Genomic DNA, 17,312 nt, shown 5'->3' on the forward strand with positions numbered 1-17,312 from the left:
GGCTGCTACAGAGGTTCCATGAAGGACATCTATAACGCGCTGGATTTGACGGGCGAACCAGAGGTGATTGGCTGGGGTCGCTATGCCTCCTGCTTTCCGGTATCAACCCTTGCTGAGGCCACAGTTGGCGCGGTCGGTGTGGCACTTGCTGACCTGATGAATGCTAGCGGCATTGAGGGCAGGCGCCCGGACGTTGTGGTCAATAGGCGTCTCGCCTCGCTCTGGTTCCGGCAATCCCTGTTCCCTATCGGTTGGGAGCTGCCGCCCGTGTGGGATGCCATTGCTGGCGATTACCGAACATCGGATGGTTGGATCAAGCTGCACACAAACCTGCCGCATCACCGGACGGCAGCCTGCGGCGTTCTTGGCGTCGCCGAAACCCGCGTCGACGTTGACCGCGCCGCTAGAGCGTGGCGAAAGGATGAGCTCGAGGCTGCCATCGTGGCGGCGGGCGGTGTCGGAGCAGCAATGCGTACGGCGGATGAATGGAACGCGCATCCGCAGGGGCAGGTGATTGCAGATGAATCTCTCATTCATTGGGGGCAGGCTCGGGCGCCACAGGCGAAAAGCCGGGCTGGGACAGCCGCACGGCCGCTGGCGGGGCTGAAGGTGCTCGATCTCACGCGGGTGCTTGCGGGGCCGGTAGCTACCCGCACGCTCGCTGGATTCGGTGCCGAGGTGCTGCGGATTGATCCGCCCAGATGGCAGGAAGACAATGTCGAGCCCGAAGTGACGCTGGGCAAACGCTGCGCTCGGCTTAACCTAAAAGATGCGGATGACAGGGCTAGCTTCGAACAGCTCTTGCGCGGCGCTGACATCCTTGTTCACGGCTACCGCCCTGGGGCGCTTGAGGGCCTTGGATTGGGCGCAGACTGGCGGCGCGCGGTTGCGCCGCATCTGATTGAGGTATCACTGTGCGCTTATGGCTGGACCGGCCCGTGGGCCGGGCGGCGGGGCTTCGACAGTCTGGTGCAGATGAGCTCGGGCATATCGGACGCCTGCATGACCTGGGCTGGAAGCGAGAAGCCGTTACACTTGCCGGTACAGGCGCTTGACCACGCGACCGGTTATCTGATGGCGGCGGCGGCGATCCGGTCGCTGGCGAACGTGGCCAGAGGTGAGGCCGTCCGCGATACCCGCCTGTCACTGGCCCGCACGGCGAAGCTGCTGGTGGACAGTCCGGCAGTGGAGGCGGACATGCCGATTGAGGGCGTCGAGGCGGATGACTATGCCACGAATGTGGAGGCCACCGTCTGGGGCTCAGCCTACCGGCTCGGGTCCCCCCTCAAGGTGGGCGACGCAACACTCGGATGGAACACGCCTGCCTGCTGCTTTGGCTCCAGCCCTGCGGCATGGATGGAATGATTACTCTTGGGCGAAGCGGTAGGCGGAGATACCGCGTGAGCGTTCGTCGAGCACCAGCGCCTTGGTCAGCGGCGGGTTGGCGCGCTGCGGGCAGGCGGGGCGTTCGCACAGGCGGCAGTTGGGGCCGACAGGGGTGGTGTCCAGATTTTCAAGGTCGCGGCCCTTGGCGTAGATCAGTTCTCGGGCATAGGCAATGTCGCAGCCGAGCCCGATGGCCAATTGCTGGTCCACCTGGCCGTAAACGGCACCCACGCGCCGGACGGTACGGGCGACCGAGAAATAGGTGGTCTCGTCCGGCATCTGGATGATCTGGGTGGCGATGCGGCCGGGATAGGCGAAGGTGTCATGCACGTTCCACAAGGGGCAGGTGCCGCCGAAGCGCGAGAAGTGGAAGCGCCCGGCTGAGAAACGCTTGGAGACATTCCCGGCTTTGTCCACCCGGATGAAGAAAAAGGGCACGCCGCGTTCACCCGGGCGCTGCAACGTCGTCAGCCGGTGGCAGACCTGCTCGAAACTGGTGTTATAGCGCCGACCCAAGTGCTCAATGTCATATTTCAGTATCTTGGCGTCGCCGAGGAAGCGCGTGTAGGGCATCAGAAGGGCGCCGGCGAAATAGTTGGCGAGCGAAATGCGCACCAGCCGCCGGGCTTCTTCCGTTTGCCAGGTGTGGGTGTCGCTGATTCGCTGGATCATCGGCTTGAACTCCAGCATCGCCAGCTGGAACGCCAGCTGGAATACACGCGCGCTCTGGTCCAGCATTTCTGAAATCAACAACTGGCGGCGGTGGAAGTCGAAATGCCTCAGGGTTTCGGGCATCACCTCATGCGGCATGATGCGCACCCGAATGCCGTGCTCTTCATCGAGCCGGCCCGAAAGCACCATGAAGGCGTCGTCGCGCTGCAGGCCCAGTTCCTCGTGTGTGGCCTCAGCCGCCTCATCCAGCTCGGGAAAGTAGTTTTTATGGTCGTGGATAAAGTCCCTGACTTCATCGACGGGGAAGATTGATTCAGGTGTCGCGCCCTCGCGTTCGACCACCTGGCTTGAAAGCTCCGTCGCGTTCTGCCGGGCCTGTTGGAACGACTTGTAAATCAGTGTAAAGGCTTCCACGGCCTTCGGGGCGGCATCAGCCATGTCCTGCATTTCGCCGCGCGACAGGCCAATGCCCTTGAACATGGGGTCGGCGAGGATCTCACTGAGGTCCGCGAAAGCTCTAGCCTCGTCCGTGCCCGCGAACGCTGTCAGTTCAACGTCATACACTTCAGCGAGCCGCAGCAAAAACTGTGCGGAAACAGGACGTTGATTGCGCTCCACCAGGTTGAGATAGCTTGTCGAGAAGCCCAGTTCGGCGGCCATCTGGCCCTGGCTCAGGCCGCGTTCGCGCCTGAGGCGCCGGATGCGCGGACCCGCGAAAATCTTCTTGGTGGCGTTCTCAACCATGGTCAATCCTGAATTTTACAAAATTTACATATAAACATTTTGACATTTACAGAACCATACATTGGAACACTTTTTGTATCAATTGTTGTTTGAATGAGTGAAATAATATGAAATATGAATGCTGCTGAACGCAAGAAAGTTGCTCGAAAGGGTAGCCGACAGCCGGATGAGAGGAAATCAAATGTCAGCAGCACTGGAACGCACAACTGAGCCCACGCTCGATATCATCGCGCCCATGAAGGACCTGTATGCCCGTGTCCTCACTGGCGACGCGCTGGCGTTTGTTGCTGACCTTGAAACCCGTTTCGGCGGCCGCCGCACGGACCTGATGGAAGCACGCGCCGTGCGCCAGAAAAGGTTTGATGCCGGCGAGCTGCCTGACTTTCTTCCCGAGACAAAAGACATTCGCGAGAGCGACTGGAAAATCCTGGGCACGCCCGAGGACCTGAAGGACCGCCGTGTTGAGATCACCGGCCCGGTTGATCGCAAGATGATGATCAACGCCTTTAACTCCGGCGCCAACGTGTTTATGACCGATTTCGAAGATGCGTCCTCTCCCACCTGGGAGAATATGATCGACGGCCAGATCAACCTGATGGATTACGCCCGCGGCAGGCTTGAGTTTACGGACCCGAAATCCGGCAAGGAATACCGTATGAATGAGCAGACCGCGACCCTGAAGGTGCGCCCGCGTGGGCTGCACATGACAGAGGTGCATGCTGAACTGAATGGCCAGCCCATCTCAGCCAGCCTGTTCGATTTCGGTCTTTATATCTACCATAACGCTTCGGCGCTGCTTGCCCGCGGCACCGGCCCTTATTTCTATCTGCCCAAGATGGAAAGCCACTTCGAGGCCAAGCTGTGGGACGATGTGTTTACCTATACAGAAGAAGTCCTGGGGCTGGAGCACGGCACGATCAAGACAACGGTTCTGATCGAAGCGCTTCCCGCCGCCTTCGAGATGGACGAAATCCTCCACGCCTTGAAGGATCATATTGTCGGCCTAAATTGTGGCCGCTGGGATTATATCTTCAGCTACATCAAGAGAATCGGCAAGCATGCTGACTATCTCTTGCCAGACCGGTCGCAGGTGACGATGGGTGAGGCCTTCCTGAAAGCCTACTCGCTTTTACTTATCAAAACCTGCCACCGGCGAGGGGCTCACGCCATGGGCGGCATGGCCGCGCAAATCCCCGTCAAGGGCGATGAAGCCGCAAACGCCGCCGCGTTCGAGAAAGTCCGCGCCGACAAGGACCGCGAAGCCGCTTTTGGCCACGACGGCACCTGGGTGGCGCACCCGGCGCTGGTGCCGGTTGCAAGGGATGTATTCGACCGGCTGATGCCGCAGGCCAACCAGCTTCACCGCACGCGGCTTGATATCGAGATCGGCCAGAAAGAGCTTCTGGCACCGCACACCGGCACAATCACCGAACACGGGGTGCGCGAAAACATCCGGGTTGGTATCCAGTATCTGGGTGCGTGGCTGACGGGCCGTGGTGCCGTGCCGCTTTATAACCTGATGGAAGATGCCGCCACAGCCGAGATCAGCCGCACGCAGATTTGGCAGCAGCTGAAGCTTAGTGCAACGCTGGATGATGGCCGCACCGTTACCCAAGATTTGGTTCGCGATCTCTATGCAGACGAGATGGTGAAACTCAGAGAGTTCTTAGGCCCTACCAACTTTGAGGACGGTCGGCTGGCTGAGGCCGGTCGACTGTTCCTCGACCTTGTCTTCAAGGATGAGTTGGCCGAGTTCCTGACAACCCCGGCTTACGAGCTGATGACCCAACCAAGCACTGGGTCGCCCCAATTCAAGGCTGCTGAGTAAGCCTTACAGTTTGTCCCTCACATCTGCCTTATCCGCAGGTGTTTCTTGGCCGGTCCCAATCGGGGCCGGCCTCTTTTTCTTTGGAAGGAAGCGTGAGGCTTACCAGAATTCCTTGATGTGGATGATCTTGTCCGCGCGCGTCTCAATCAGCGTCATGCGGGTGCTGCCGTCGCTGCCGGGTACGACCCACTCAAGCACTACGCCGTTCTTGCCGACAATCATCCGGGTGATCTGCTGTTGGTAGCTGCCGTCGAAGTGACCGGCTTTCGCATATTTCACCGAGTTATTGTAAAGATACTGGGTGTCATACACGTCACCCTGACCTGGGTGATTATAGACAAAATCGTCTGAATAGAGCGCGAACAGGTTATCCACGTCCGCGGGCGTGGACCCGGCGCTCAGCATCTTGTTCATGCGCTTGTTATATTCCAGCGCCAGCGCCTTGGCTTGATCAGGGCTGGTGTCATCCTGCGCGTGGGCAGCTGGCGCGAGCATACAGACCAAAAGGCACAGTTTGGCAAGAAATGACCTCATAAGTTTCCCCTTTGAAGACGTGTCGGATTTTATGGCACCGCCGCGCTCCGGTGTCATGTGTTTCGCATGGTTTTTAAACCAATTGCTTAAACTGCCCGTCGCAAAGGGCGTGGACGATGCCCTGGATTTTCGACAGAATGACCGCATGACAAACCGGCCAGCCAAAATCGAATTCACGCTTCAGGCACCCAAGGGTGGCTTTTACCGCCGCATGGTTCTGGCCTGGGCCGGGATTTTCCTGGCGGCGATGGCTTACTGTCTGGCCCACGGCCTTGTTATGGACAGTTATGAATTTGCGCCTGATGTGGCGTTCAAGTGGGCCTTGACCAAATGGGGCGCCTGGCCCCTGTTGTTGCCCCTTTGCTTCATGGTGGTGCGGTGGGTGGAACGCCGCGCCTCCCTGGCAGTCGGGATCATCGCCGCAGCGCCGGTTGCCATGATCGGCGCCGGGCTTTTTGCGTTTCTTGTTCACCTTGGTGACGCCGAGCCCTGGCCCCTTGTCCGCGCCTTTTACCATATGGCGCCGGTGGCGGGCGGCACGTACCTTCTGTTTGTGGCGCTGGCTTTCTGGCTGATGGACCCGGTGGCCCTGAGCGCCAGCACACGCGAAGCTGTTGCCCCAAAGCCCGCAGAAGCTTTGCCGGTCTCAAAAGGCCAGACTCAAACGCGCCTGCCGGCAGACCAGATCGACTGGGTGCAGGCCGCGCGCAATTATGTCGAGCTGTTCGCGGGTGGCGACGCCTTTATCATGCGCGCCAGCATGAAGGAGATGGAAGACTTGCTGCCTGAAGCTGATTTCCTCCGCCTGCACCGGTCTTATCTGGTGAACCGGCGGTCGGTGGATGGCCTCAGGCGTAACGCAAAGGGCGATCCGCTTGTGGTGTTGAAGTGCGGTCACACGATTCCTGTCGGCCGCGCCTACCGGGATCAGGCGCTGGCATCGCTCGGCTTCCTTGATCAGGCCGCATAGCCCACTCCGTCATTCGTCCCATCTGTCCCGTATTTGTCCCGAAGCCTTGGCTTCAGGGGACTTCTGGTAGCTAGCTTCTCTGAAACGCTAAAAAGACGTTTCGGAGACAGCAGATTATGCATGACAAGATTTCTTCACCCGGCATGAGCCGCCGGACGCTGATCAAACTGATGGGCGCAACTGGCGCCACGCTGACGCTGGCGTCCTTGGGGGCCGTTTCGGCAGAGGGCGAAACACCAGTCTTCAGCCCCAATGCCTTTCTTGAAATCAGCGAAAAGGACGGTGTCACGCTGTGGCTCAAGAAGGCTGAAATGGGCCAGCATATCCTGACGGCGACTGCCATGATGATGGCGGATGAGCTGGGCGCGGACCTGGATGCCATGACGATCAGGCAGGCGGACACCCACCCAAAGTTTGGCTTCGTCGGCACCGGCGGCAGCTTTGCTATCCCGGGGCGCTGGATTTACATGCGGCCCCTGTTCGCGTCTGCCCGCGCCATGCTCTTGCGCGCCGCCGCTGAAACATGGGAGGTGCCCGTTGCTGAAGTGTCGGTGGACAAAGGCGTGATCAGCCACACGCACAGCGGCCGGTCAGGCAAGCTGGAAGCCTTCGCGGCCAAGGCGTCCGGATATGACGTGCCTGAAGACATGCCACTGAGGGACCGCAAGAATTTCCGCTATATGGGCACCAAGCGGGCCCGTCTGGATACAGACGCGGTCCTTTCCGGCACAGCGCGCTACGGCGTTGATGTGCGTATGGACGGCCTCAGATTCGCGGTGATGGCGCGCCCGCGTACCCGCGACGGTATGCTGACGTCCCACAACAAAGACGCTGCCCTTGCGGTGCCTGGTGTCCAGGAAGTGCATGTGATCGGTGACAAGGTCGCGGTGATAGCGACCAACAGTTGGGCTGCCATACGCGGGCGTGGCGCGCTGGACGCTCAGTATGATGCAGGCCCGTTTGCGGCTGTCAGCACCACCACAATCCGGCGTGACCTCGAAGCAGCATTCGCAGGCGAAAGCGCTGACGTGCGCACGGAAGGCGCTTTGCCCAGAAGGCCCCCTCTTGTGGAGGCGACCTATGAAATGCCGTTGGCCCAGCACGCCGCGCTGGAGCCGGTGAACGCCACGGCTGTGGTAAAGGGCGGCAAATGCCTGATCTGGGGGCCGGTGCAGATGGCCACATTCACGGCGCGCGAAGCTGCCGAAGCCATTGGCCTTCGGGAAGAGGATGTTACGGTTTATACCACGCTTCTGGGCGGGTCGTTCGGGCGCAAGCTGGAGCGCGACTATGCAGTGGAGGCCGCACAAATTGCGGCGCTGACAAAGGGGCCGGTCCAATTGCTGCTGACCCGCGAAGACGACATGGTCATGGGCGGCGTCAGGCCGCCAAGCAGGCACCATATACGCATGTGGGATGCTGGCGGTGCGCCCGCGTTCGAACACATCTATTCGACGCTCAGCGTCAATGCCCAGCAAGACCCGGCGCAGCTGGAACATCGTGGCTATGACTGGACGGCCGCGCTGGGGTCGATTGATATCCCTTACCGGTTCAGTGCCCTGTCGGTGCGCCAGCATGATGTCACAAACCATGCCGTTCAATTGAACTGGTGGCGCGGAACGCACCATAACCACCATGCTTTTGCCAGCGAATGTGCGATGGACGAATATGCGTTGGCGCGCGGCATCGACCCCTTCGACCTGCGTCTGTCGCTCCTGACGGCGGACACTACTGTGGAAACCTACCCAAATGACATGGGTACGGTTTCTGCCAAGCGGCTGAAGGCTGTGCTGGGGCGGTTGCGGAATGAAGTAATGCAGGCCGTCGCGCCGGAAAAGGGACACGGCATTGGCATTGCCTGTCATGTCTACACGGATGTGTTTACCTATGTGGGCCACGCTGTGGAAGCCTCAGTCGAGAACGGTCTCGTGAAGGTTCACCGGGTTTGGGCGGTGGTGGATTGTGGCTTGGCCGTCTCGCCCGATTCTGTCCGCGCCCAGGTTGAAGGGTCAGTGGTCTTTGGCGTCACGTCTGCTTTATGGGGCGAAACCCGGGTAGAGGATGGCCAGATTATCGATGTGAATTTCGATACCTACCGCCTGATGCGCATGGACGAAGCGCCAGAAATTCACGTCACCATCATGGAAAATGATGAAGCCCCGGGCGGCATGGGCGAACCGCCGCTGCCGTCAGTGACACCAGCGCTATTGAACGCTCTGGCCCGGGCAAAAGGCGGCAAACGCATCCGGAAACTGCCGATCGGCGATCAATTGAGTGAGGTTTGACATGAGTGTAGCCCTAAAAATCAATGGAAGGTCGGTCAGTCTGGACCTGCCGGAAGACATGCCGCTTTTGTGGGCGCTGCGCGACACGCTTGGCCTTACGGGCACCAAATATGGCTGCGGGCAGGGCCTGTGCGGCGCCTGCACTGTCCATCTGGACGGCGTGCCGGTGCGGGCCTGCCAGACCCAGCTTGCAGACGCAGAAGGTATGGAGGTTGTGACCCTTGAAGCCATAAAAGGGCGGGAAATGGCAGCGCTCAGGGATGCGTGGGCCGAATTGAATGTGGCCCAGTGTGGCTACTGTCAGGCCGGGCAACTGATGTCCGCCGCGGCCCTCCTTGCTGATACGCCAAACCCGGACGACGCGGACATCGACGCCGCCATGGCGGGGAACATCTGCCGTTGCGGCACCTATGGACGCATCCGCAAAGCCATTCGGGAAGCTGCGTCAAGACTGTGACAAAGGGCCGACTCGCTGAGTCGGCTCAGAGTCTGATCATAAGGCCGGAGTGTAAATACAATAAAACAGTCACATGGCTGCAACATGAGTGTCACGGTTGGCACGCATAAAGCGGCCATGAAAAAGACTGAACAGACACTTCTTTTTCCTCTCGTGTCCGAAGCTCTTGAAAAGCTTTCGGAGCCGAACCCCAAGCACTTTGAGCCCTCCGGCGGTTTCCCTTCCTCCCAACCCGATCCATCCGCCGGAGGTCCTCAACCCCGCTATCTGAAAAAACCGCATTACCGGGCGGTGTTTGTGTCCGACACGCATCTGGGCACCAAGGCTGCGCGGGCCGACCTGCTGCTTGATTTCCTCAAGTCCATGACCTGCGACAAACTGTTCCTGGTGGGCGATATTATCGACGGATGGCAGCTCAAATCTCGCTGGTACTGGGACACGACCCACAATGACGTGATCCGCCGGGTCTTGAAGATGGCCAAGCACGGCACGCAAGTGATCTATATTCCCGGCAACCACGACGAAGGCCTCAGGGGGTTTGAGGGCTACAATATGGCGGGGGTAGAGATCGCGGATGAAACAATTTACCAAGCCCTGAACGGCAAGCGCTACTGGGTGCTGCACGGCGACAAATTCGACGGCGTGGTGAAATATGCCAAATGGCTCGCGCATCTCGGCGACCATGCCTATGTGATGCTGCTCCGCCTCAACACCATGGTTAACTGGGCGCGCCACAGGCTTGGGTATCCCTACTGGTCGCTGTCGTCCTACCTGAAGCACAAGGTCAAGAACGCGGTTGAATATATCGGCAAGTATGAAGAGGCCGTGGCGACGGAAGCCGAGCGCATGGGCGTGGACGGCGTGATCTGTGGCCATATCCACCATGCCGAGCGGCGCTTCTTCGGCAAAACCGAATATATGAACGACGGTGACTGGGTTGAAAGCTGCACCGCGCTGGTGGAGCGCATGGACGGCGCCTTCGAGATTTTGCACTGGGCCGATGAAGTACGGGCCCGGGCGGATAAGGCAGGTGGACGCAGGACTAGGAAAGGCCGCGGCAAGCCCGACGCGCCCCTGCCTGTGGCGGCGGAATAGCGCGTGGCAAGGCCCGGTCGCAAGATCTGCATCGTCACCGACGCCTGGGCGCCCCAGGTGAACGGGGTTGTGCGCACACTGGAAACACTCCGGTCAAAACTGAAGGCGCAGGGTCACCGGGTCCATATGGTGACACCCAAGTGGTTTCGAACCATGCCGTGCCCCACCTATCCGGAAATACCACTGGCGCTGGACGCTTGCTGGAAGCTGCCCAAACTGATGGCGCGTATTGACGCTGATGCCGTGCATATCGCCACGGAGGGCCCAATCGGATGGACAGCCCGGCGATGGTGTATCAAGCATAAGGTTCCCTTCACCACTGCCTATCACACAGCCTTCCCGGAATATGTCGCGGCACGCACACCCCTGAGCGCGGACCTGCTGTATCCCATTTTCCGGCGCTTTCACGCAGCCGGGAGCGGGGTTCTGGTGGCGACACCCACGGTCAGGGAGCAGCTGAAGGCCAAAGGCTTCAAGAATATCGTCAATTGGACTCGCGGCGTGGACGCATCCCAATTCCACGACGGTGTCGGCAAGGCAGAATGGGACTTTGAAGGCCCGGTACAGCTTTATGTGGGCCGCGTGGCCGTGGAAAAGAACATCGAAGCCTTCCTCGAAACAAAAGCCGCTGGCACCAAAGTGGTGGTCGGGGACGGCCCGGCGATGGCGAAGCTCAAGGCGGCTTACCCAGCCGTCAAATTCCTGGGGCCCAAATTCGGTATTGACCTGGCGCGGGCCTATGCCTCCGCTGACGTGTTTGTCTTCCCCAGCAAAACCGACACCTTCGGGCTTGTGATGATCGAAGCACTGGCGTGCGGTACGCCTGTCGCGGCCTATCCCGTGCAGGGGCCGCTGGATGTGCTGGGCGCTGACGGCACCGGCCCGTTTGAGGGCTGGCGCCAGCCCATTGCGGCTCTGTCAGACGATTTGGCAGCGGCAATCGAGGAAGCGCTTACGCGGGACCGTTCGGCGTGCGCGGCCTTTGCCCGCAAATATGACTGGGATGAGGTCGCGCGCCAGTTTGTGGCGGCCCTGCAGTGGCGAAATGAACTGGTGGAGGCGTCAGAAATGCAGGCCGCACCTACACCCCATAAAAATCACGGTACCAGGTGACGAAATTCCGGACGCCCACTTCAACCGGTGTGTCCGGCTTGTAGCCCGTCGCTGCGACAAGGGTTTCAACCGAGGCACTGGTTTCCGGCACATCGCCTGGCTGCATCGGCAGGAAATTCTTCTTGGCTTCCATGCCCAGAGCTTCTTCGAGAAGCTCGATGAAACGCATCAGTTCCACTGGCTGGCCGCCGCCGATATTATGGATGCGCCAGGGCACGTTCGAGGACTGGGGCGATGGGTTGGCGCTATCCCAATCCGGATCGGGCTTCGCCGGGGTGTCGAGCACAGCCACAACACCGCGGACGATATCATCGATATAGGTGAAATCGCGCCTGTGTTGGCCGCCATTGAAAACGTCGATCGGCTTACCTTCAAGGATCGCTTTGGTAAACAGGAACAGCGCCATATCCGGCCGCCCCCAGGGGCCATAAACGGTGAAGAACCGCAGCCCGGTGGTGGGAATGCCGAACAGATGGCTGTAGCTGTGGGCCATCAGTTCGTTCGCGCGCTTGGTGGCGCCGTAAAGCGCGACCTGGTGATCTGCCGGGTTCTCAACGGAAAAAGGCATGTTGGTGTTGGCGCCGTAGACCGAACTGGTGGAGGCATATACCAGATGCTTCACGTCTGTGTGGCGGCAGCCTTCCAGTACCGTCAGGAAGCCGGTGATGTTGCTGTCGATATAGTCGAACGGCGCCTCAAGCGAGTGGCGCACGCCCGCTTGCGCCGCCAGGTTGATTACGCCATCAAACTTCTCATTCGCGAACAATTTGGCCATGCCCTCGCGGTCTTCGAGGTTCATCTTCACAAAAGTGAAGCGCTCACCGCCCGCGGCCCGCACCCGGTCAAGTCGGGCTTCCTTGAGGCTGACATCATAATAGTCATTGAGGTTATCAAGCCCGACAACCTTGTCGCCGCGCGCCAGCAGGGCGAGGCTTACATGACTGCCGATAAAGCCGGCGACGCCGGTGACAAGAACTTTCATGACCATCTCATTCCTTGGGGCGCTATTTGGCCTTGGGGTGACAATAGGGCGCCATTACTAGCGCCCTATTGTTTAAGGGATTTGACAGTCCTTACAAGCCTTTACTTGGCCTTCACATAATGTCGCCTGGCGGGGCGCAGCTTTAGCGCGGTTTCACGCGCCTTGTCGTTTTCTTTCTCGGCTTCCCGAAGCATCTGCCCGACACCCGTGGAATATTGGAGCGGCCAATGGGGGTCGGTGACGCCATAGTGCCCGGCGGCTGCCCTGGTGAAGGCCGGGTCATTGAGGTGCGGACGGGCCAGCGCCACAAGGTCTGCGCGGCCTGCGGCCAAAATCATATTGATCTGTTCGGGCTGGGTGATGGCACCGACGGTCATCGTGGGTGTGCCCACTTCATGCCTGATGAATTCGGAGAAGGGCACCTGATACATGCGGCCATAGACCGGCTTCTGGTGCGGCACGGTCTGGCCCGACGAGACGTCGATCAGGTCGGCGCTGGCGTTCTTGAAAGCCTCAGAGATAACGCGCAGGTCATCCCAGTTCACGCCGCCCTCGGCCCAGTCCCACGCTGACAGCCGTACGGACATGGGACGATCCGCGGGCCATACGGCCCGCATGGCTTCAAACACCTCAACCGGAAAGCGCGCACGGTTCGCGGCAGACCCGCCATAGGCGTCGTCCCGCGTGTTTGTCAGCGGCGACAGGAAGCTGGCGATCAGATAGCCGTGGGCGCCGTGGAGTTCAATCATGTCAAAGCCCGCGCGCGCGGCGCGTTCGGTGGCGTCGACGAACTCGGCTTTCACCCGGTCCATGCCGTCCCGGTCCAGTGCCTCGGGCACTGCGTTCACACCTTCCTTGAACGGGATCGCAGAGGCGCTCACAAGCGGCCAATTGCCCTCATCCTTTGGCAGGTCAGAGCCATGCTTCGGGTGTTTGGTCGAGCCCTTCCGGCCCGCGTGCCCCAGTTGCATACAGACTTTGGCGCCTGAATTTTCGTGAATGAAATCAACGATATCCTTCCAGGCGCGTTCCTGTGCGTCATTCCACAGGCCGGGGCAGTGGTCGGTGATTCGGGCGTCGGGCGCGGGGCAGGTCATTTCCGTGAACACAAGGCCGGCGCCGCCAAGGCCGCGTGCGCCCAGATGCACCCTGTGCCAGTCAGTGGGCATGCCGTCCACCGCAGAATATTGCGCCATCGGCGCCACCACCACGCGGTTACTGAGCGTCATGCCGCGTAAGCTGTAGGGTGTGAACATGGGTGTCGGGCGCTTGCCGTTCGCCGGGCGGGCGTCAGCGGGCAGCGACGCATAATATTCATCCTCCACACGCGCCAGGAACTCAGGGTCCCTGAGGTCCACATTGTCCCATGTGATGCTTTTCGACCGGCTCATCAGCGAAAAGGCGAACTCATAGCGGCGCAACTTCCAGTGGCGCGGCATATTCTCGAACCACCTGAGGCTCACATCCGCCGCGTGCTGGATGATCTCCACCGGCGTGCGGCGCTTGTCTTCATAGGCGTCCATCACCGCAGGCACATCGCCTGCGTTCTCCAGCACCGCTTCACTGAGCCCGATGGCGCATTCCATCGCCAGCTTGGTGCCGGAGCCGATGGACCAATGCGCGCTGGCCTTGGCGTCGCCAAGGATGGCGATCTTGCCCACATTCCACCTGCCGCAGCGCACGCGCGGGAACTGCCGCCAGATGGAACGGTTGATGATCAGGCCGTGGCCCGCGAGTTCGTCCGCAAACACGCCTTCGAGGAAACGCGCACTTTCTTCTTCGCTCATGCCTTCGAAGCCGCAAGCCTCGAACGTCTCGGGCGTGCATTCGATCACCCAGGTGGAGCGGCCTTCTTCATACTGGTATGTGTGGGCGCAGAAATGGCCCTCTGGTATTTCCTTGAAGAAAAAGGTGAAGGCGTCGAGTGGTTTGGTGGAGCCCATCCATGTGAAATGGTTGCGGCGGTTCTCTACGCTTCGTTCGAACCCATCCGCATATTTTTCGCGGATGCGGCTGCCAATGCCGTCGGCGGCGATGATCATATCGCTGCCACTGAACTGGGCCTCCAGATTATCGATATCGACAGCCGTCTCGAAATTCAGTTTCACGCCCACCTGGCTGCAGCGTTTTTGCAGGATCTCCAGCAGCGTGAAGCGCGAACAACCGGCAAAACCGTTGCCGCCGATGATGGTGCGTTCGCCGTCTTTTTCCACCACGATGTCCTGCCAGTAGGCGAACTGGTCACGAATCAGGTCATAGCTTTCTGGGTCTGCGGCAAAAAATTCGTCCAGCGTCTCGTCGGAGAACACCACGCCGAAGCCGAAGGTGTCGTTGGCCTTGTTCTGTTCAAAAATCTCAATGTCGAAATCCGGCCGTGCCTTCTTGGTCAGAAGCGCGAAATAAAGCCCGCCCGGGCCACCGCCGATTACCGTGATTTTCATGGTTCATCCCTCATTTGGCGGCAGCACTGCCGTGGTCTCAATCTCGATCTTGGCCTTTTCTTCCATCAGGCCGGAAACCTCTACGCACGCCATGACGGGATAGTTCTTGCCCATGCATTCACGCCAGATGGCGCCCATGCCGCGCAGGTTCGCGAGATACTCGTCGCGGCTGGTGACATACCAGGTCATGCGCACAATATGCTCCGCCCCCGCGCCGGCTTCCTTAAGCACGGCCAGCGTGTTCAAAAGCGTCTGCCGGTATTGGCCCAGGAAATCCTCGGATTCCCACACCATGTCTGGCGTCCAGCCCACTTGCCCCGCCACAAACACCATGCGGCCCTCGGCCGCCACGCCGTTCGAATAGCCGCTGGGGCGCGGCCAGCCTTCAGGCAGCAAAATTCTCATGATGGGTCTCCTGTTGGTGCCAACCATTTCTCCATGGCGGCGCGCATGTCATCAGGCCAGGGCAGGCTTTTGCCGATTTCCATATCCATATGGGCGATCACGAATGTCATGCGGAAGCGGTCCTCGCCCGCACATGTCGCATGGATGCGCAGATGCACACTGCTGCGGCCAATCTTGGTGACCGCGAGCGCGAACGACAGTTCGTCGTGCATGTGGCTGGCGCCGATGAAATCAGCCTCGATATGCACGGTGGGCACGGCGCGCTTTTCGTCAATATGCAGATGCTTGAAATCGAACCCCAGCCCGTCGCCGAACCAGTCTTCAATAAAATCATTCATCATGCCGAAATAGCGCGGATAGAAGGCAATGCCCGCCGCGTCCGTGTGCGCGAAGCGTATTTTCCTGGTGCGGACAAAGGTTGCCATGATTGTTCCCTGAGCTGGTCAATGATTTGATTTATTTTAGCACTAAATTAAATTTCCAGCAAGTCCGACCTTGAGCCCGGCGACTCGCGGTATTTGAGGTGTGGTCCAATGGGCACGGGGCGCTTCAGGTGGGCGTCGGCAGCCGCGGCGCCACACCATGGCGTTACAATTACGCAACAGATTGCACCAATTAAGGGTTTTTTAACGCTAGTGGTTTGACCACCCGAACAAATTATGTAAAATTGGCGCTAATTATATTTATCGATTCAGTTTTTACTGAATGATGTTGCCTTTGAAGGAGCAAAATTATGCGTCTGGCAATTGCTATCGCGGCTTTCGGTCTGGTGCTTGGGGCGCCAATCGTTGCGCCAACCAGTTTCATGAACCAGGCGGAAGCCCAGACGACTGCTTCGCTGCCTGCGGCAGAGCAGGCTACCGTTGACGCGGCGATTGATGCAGTGTTGGCAAACACCGCGCTGACCGCAGATCAAATTACGCAGCAGATCGCAACCATTGTGCAGAATTCGTCCAACCCTGCCGCCGCAGCCAAGCGCGTTTCAGCCAAAGTGAGCAGTACACCTGGGTTGTCAACGGCGACCATACAAGCAACGGGCGCCGGTTTGATGCAGGTTGTTACCAACCTTCAAAGCACGGACCCATCTACGGCGTCCAACATTCAGGTGACCGTTGCGATGAGCTCGTCAGCAGACTTCCAGATCGGCTATGTCAACGGGCCAACGACAGTGAGGCAACTTGGTGGCAATAATCAACAGACTGGTGGCCAGCAGGCAGGCGGGCAGCAGACTGGCTCCACGCAGACCCCTGTCGTGCGCCGCACGGTCACGCGCCGGACAATTGTTCCACCACGGCCACGCATCCCGACGACTCCGATCATACCGGTCATTGTTGAGCCGAACCCGTCGCAGGCGGGCAGCCCAACCTAAGGCTGGGTTGATAAAAAGATTTCCAGTAGGCCGGGCATGTCCCGGCCTTTTTTGTTATATAGATTTTGGTGGTTTTCCAGATGAACCCTGTTTGCGAAGCTGGCAGCACGCCAAACAAGTTCAGGGTGAGGACGGGTGTAAAGGGCGTGGCCAGTTCTTCCATGTCATGCTGAACTTGTTTCAGCGTCCATTGCTGGAAAGGCGAATCTGGCAGCATTGTCAGGGTTGGCGAAGGCGGAAGCGCCGCACCTCGCCGGGCAGAGTGTTGGCCTGCTAAAGGCGTGTTTTACTTTAGGTAAAATTGTAACTGATATTTGTATTTGCTTAACGCTTGTGAGATATCTTTGCCCAAAGATGCCCGCAAGGGCAGGGAATTTTATTTGTGGAGCGGGATTATGCGTCTGGCAATTGTTATCGCAGCTTTCGGTTTGGTGCTTGGGGCGCCAATCGTTGCACCAACCAGTTTTATGAATCAGGCGGAAGCCCAGTCGACTGCTACGCTGCCTGCGGCAGAGCAGGCAAGCGTTGACGCAGCCATTGATGCAGTGCTGGCAAACACCGCGCTGACCGCAGATCAAATTACAGAGCAGATCGCATCCATCGTGCAGAATTCGTCCAACCCTGCCGCCGCAGCCAAGCGCGTTTCAGCCAAAGTGAGCAGTACGCCTGGGTTGTCAACGGCGACCATACAGGCAACGGGTGCTGGTTTGATGCAGGTTGTTACCAACCTTCAAAGCACGGACCCATCTGCGGCGTCCAACATTCAGGTTACCGTTGCGATGAGCTCGTCAGCAGACTTCCAGATCGGCTATGTCAACGGGCCAACGACAGTGAGGCAACTTGGTGGCAATAATCAACAGACTGGTGGCCAGCAGGCAGGCGGGCAGCAGCAAGGGTCTACGCAGACCCCTGTCGTGCGCCGCACGGTCACGCGCCGGACAGTTGTTCCGCCACGCCCTCGCATTCCGACGACTCCGATCGTGCCGATCATCGTTGAGCCGAACCCATCGCAGGCGGGCAGCCCAACCTAG

The 17,312-nt window shown here is 59.4% G+C and carries 15 protein-coding genes and 1 pseudogene; 10 read left to right on the forward strand and 6 right to left on the reverse strand.

Translation table 11 applies throughout. From position 1 onward, the window contains the following. Positions 1-18: 18 nt before the first annotated feature. Positions 19-1,365 carry a CoA transferase gene (locus B3Z17_RS11810; protein WP_286829963.1) on the forward strand — a complete coding sequence of 449 codons (1,347 nt, stop codon included), beginning with the start codon at positions 19-21 and terminating at the stop codon, positions 1,363-1,365. On the opposite strand, the gene B3Z17_RS11815 is transcribed toward B3Z17_RS11810, so the two are convergent. Next, complete coding sequence (locus B3Z17_RS11815; protein ID WP_068309303.1) at positions 1,366-2,802, reverse strand: helix-turn-helix domain-containing protein; 1,437 nt, start codon at positions 2,800-2,802, stop codon at positions 1,366-1,368. A gap of 181 nt (positions 2,803-2,983) precedes the next feature. Here B3Z17_RS11815 and aceB point away from each other — a divergent pair, with 181 nt between their 5' ends. Beyond that, positions 2,984-4,630, forward strand: a complete 1,647-nt coding sequence (gene aceB / locus B3Z17_RS11820; RefSeq protein WP_286829964.1) for a malate synthase A — start codon at positions 2,984-2,986, stop codon at positions 4,628-4,630. A 99-nt stretch (positions 4,631-4,729) separates the two neighbouring features. On the opposite strand, the gene B3Z17_RS11825 is transcribed toward aceB, so the two are convergent. Continuing rightward, on the reverse strand, positions 4,730-5,164 hold the full coding sequence (locus B3Z17_RS11825; RefSeq protein ID WP_286829965.1) for a nuclear transport factor 2 family protein: 435 nt from the start codon (positions 5,162-5,164) through the stop codon (positions 4,730-4,732). A 145-nt stretch (positions 5,165-5,309) separates the two neighbouring features. Here B3Z17_RS11825 and B3Z17_RS11830 point away from each other — a divergent pair, with 145 nt between their 5' ends. From B3Z17_RS11830 to B3Z17_RS11850, 6 genes and pseudogenes are all read left to right on the forward strand, one after another. Then, complete coding sequence (locus tag B3Z17_RS11830; protein WP_286829966.1) at positions 5,310-6,134, forward strand: LytR/AlgR family response regulator transcription factor; 825 nt, start codon at positions 5,310-5,312, stop codon at positions 6,132-6,134. Positions 6,135-6,304: 170 nt separating this feature from the next. Continuing rightward, positions 6,305-7,831: pseudogene (locus tag B3Z17_RS11835) on the forward strand (molybdopterin cofactor-binding domain-containing protein); the annotation flags it as partial. A 192-nt stretch (positions 7,832-8,023) separates the two neighbouring features. Beyond that, positions 8,024-8,419 (forward strand): molybdopterin cofactor-binding domain-containing protein, encoded by a 396-nt coding sequence (locus tag B3Z17_RS19665; protein WP_414672777.1) that lies wholly within the window; start codon positions 8,024-8,026, stop codon positions 8,417-8,419. 1 nt (position 8,420) lies between these two features. After that, positions 8,421-8,876 (forward strand): (2Fe-2S)-binding protein, encoded by a 456-nt coding sequence (locus B3Z17_RS11840; RefSeq protein ID WP_286829968.1) that lies wholly within the window; start codon positions 8,421-8,423, stop codon positions 8,874-8,876. A 297-nt stretch (positions 8,877-9,173) separates the two neighbouring features. Next, positions 9,174-9,971 (forward strand): UDP-2,3-diacylglucosamine diphosphatase, encoded by a 798-nt coding sequence (locus tag B3Z17_RS11845; protein WP_286829969.1) that lies wholly within the window; start codon positions 9,174-9,176, stop codon positions 9,969-9,971. Between the two features lie 3 nt (positions 9,972-9,974). Next, positions 9,975-11,084 (forward strand): glycosyltransferase family 4 protein, encoded by a 1,110-nt coding sequence (locus tag B3Z17_RS11850; protein WP_286829970.1) that lies wholly within the window; start codon positions 9,975-9,977, stop codon positions 11,082-11,084. Here B3Z17_RS11850 and B3Z17_RS11855 read toward each other — a convergent pair. The 4 genes from B3Z17_RS11855 to B3Z17_RS11870 all read right to left on the reverse strand — a co-directional run bounded on the left by B3Z17_RS11855 (position 11,053) and on the right by B3Z17_RS11870 (position 15,337). Beyond that, complete coding sequence (locus tag B3Z17_RS11855) at positions 11,053-12,066, reverse strand: NAD-dependent epimerase (protein ID WP_286829971.1); 1,014 nt, start codon at positions 12,064-12,066, stop codon at positions 11,053-11,055. The genes B3Z17_RS11850 and B3Z17_RS11855 overlap by 32 nt on opposite strands. Positions 12,067-12,167: 101 nt before the next feature. Further along, positions 12,168-14,507, reverse strand: coding sequence for a bifunctional salicylyl-CoA 5-hydroxylase/oxidoreductase (locus B3Z17_RS11860; protein ID WP_286829972.1), 2,340 nt, complete (start codon positions 14,505-14,507; stop codon positions 12,168-12,170). Positions 14,508-14,510: 3 nt separating this feature from the next. Further along, a complete protein-coding gene (locus B3Z17_RS11865) occupies positions 14,511-14,912 on the reverse strand; it encodes a RidA family protein (protein ID WP_286829973.1) in 402 nt (133 codons plus the stop codon). Next, a complete protein-coding gene (locus B3Z17_RS11870) occupies positions 14,909-15,337 on the reverse strand; it encodes an acyl-CoA thioesterase (protein ID WP_286829974.1) in 429 nt (142 codons plus the stop codon). Before B3Z17_RS11870 ends, B3Z17_RS11865 begins: the two co-directional genes overlap by 4 nt. Before the next feature lie 308 nt (positions 15,338-15,645). Between B3Z17_RS11870 and B3Z17_RS11875 the strand changes: the two genes are divergently transcribed. Together B3Z17_RS11875 and B3Z17_RS11880 are read left to right on the forward strand one after the other, a co-directional pair. Further along, positions 15,646-16,281, forward strand: coding sequence for a hypothetical protein (locus B3Z17_RS11875; RefSeq protein WP_286829975.1), 636 nt, complete (start codon positions 15,646-15,648; stop codon positions 16,279-16,281). A gap of 395 nt (positions 16,282-16,676) precedes the next feature. Further along, the gene (locus tag B3Z17_RS11880) at positions 16,677-17,312 is read left to right on the forward strand and encodes a hypothetical protein (protein WP_286829976.1); all 636 of its coding nucleotides are present in this window, start codon (positions 16,677-16,679) and stop codon (positions 17,310-17,312) included.

Source organism: Kordiimonas sp. UBA4487, from assembly GCF_002389025.1.
Taxonomy (GTDB): Bacteria; Pseudomonadota; Alphaproteobacteria; order Sphingomonadales; family Kordiimonadaceae; genus Kordiimonas; species Kordiimonas lacus.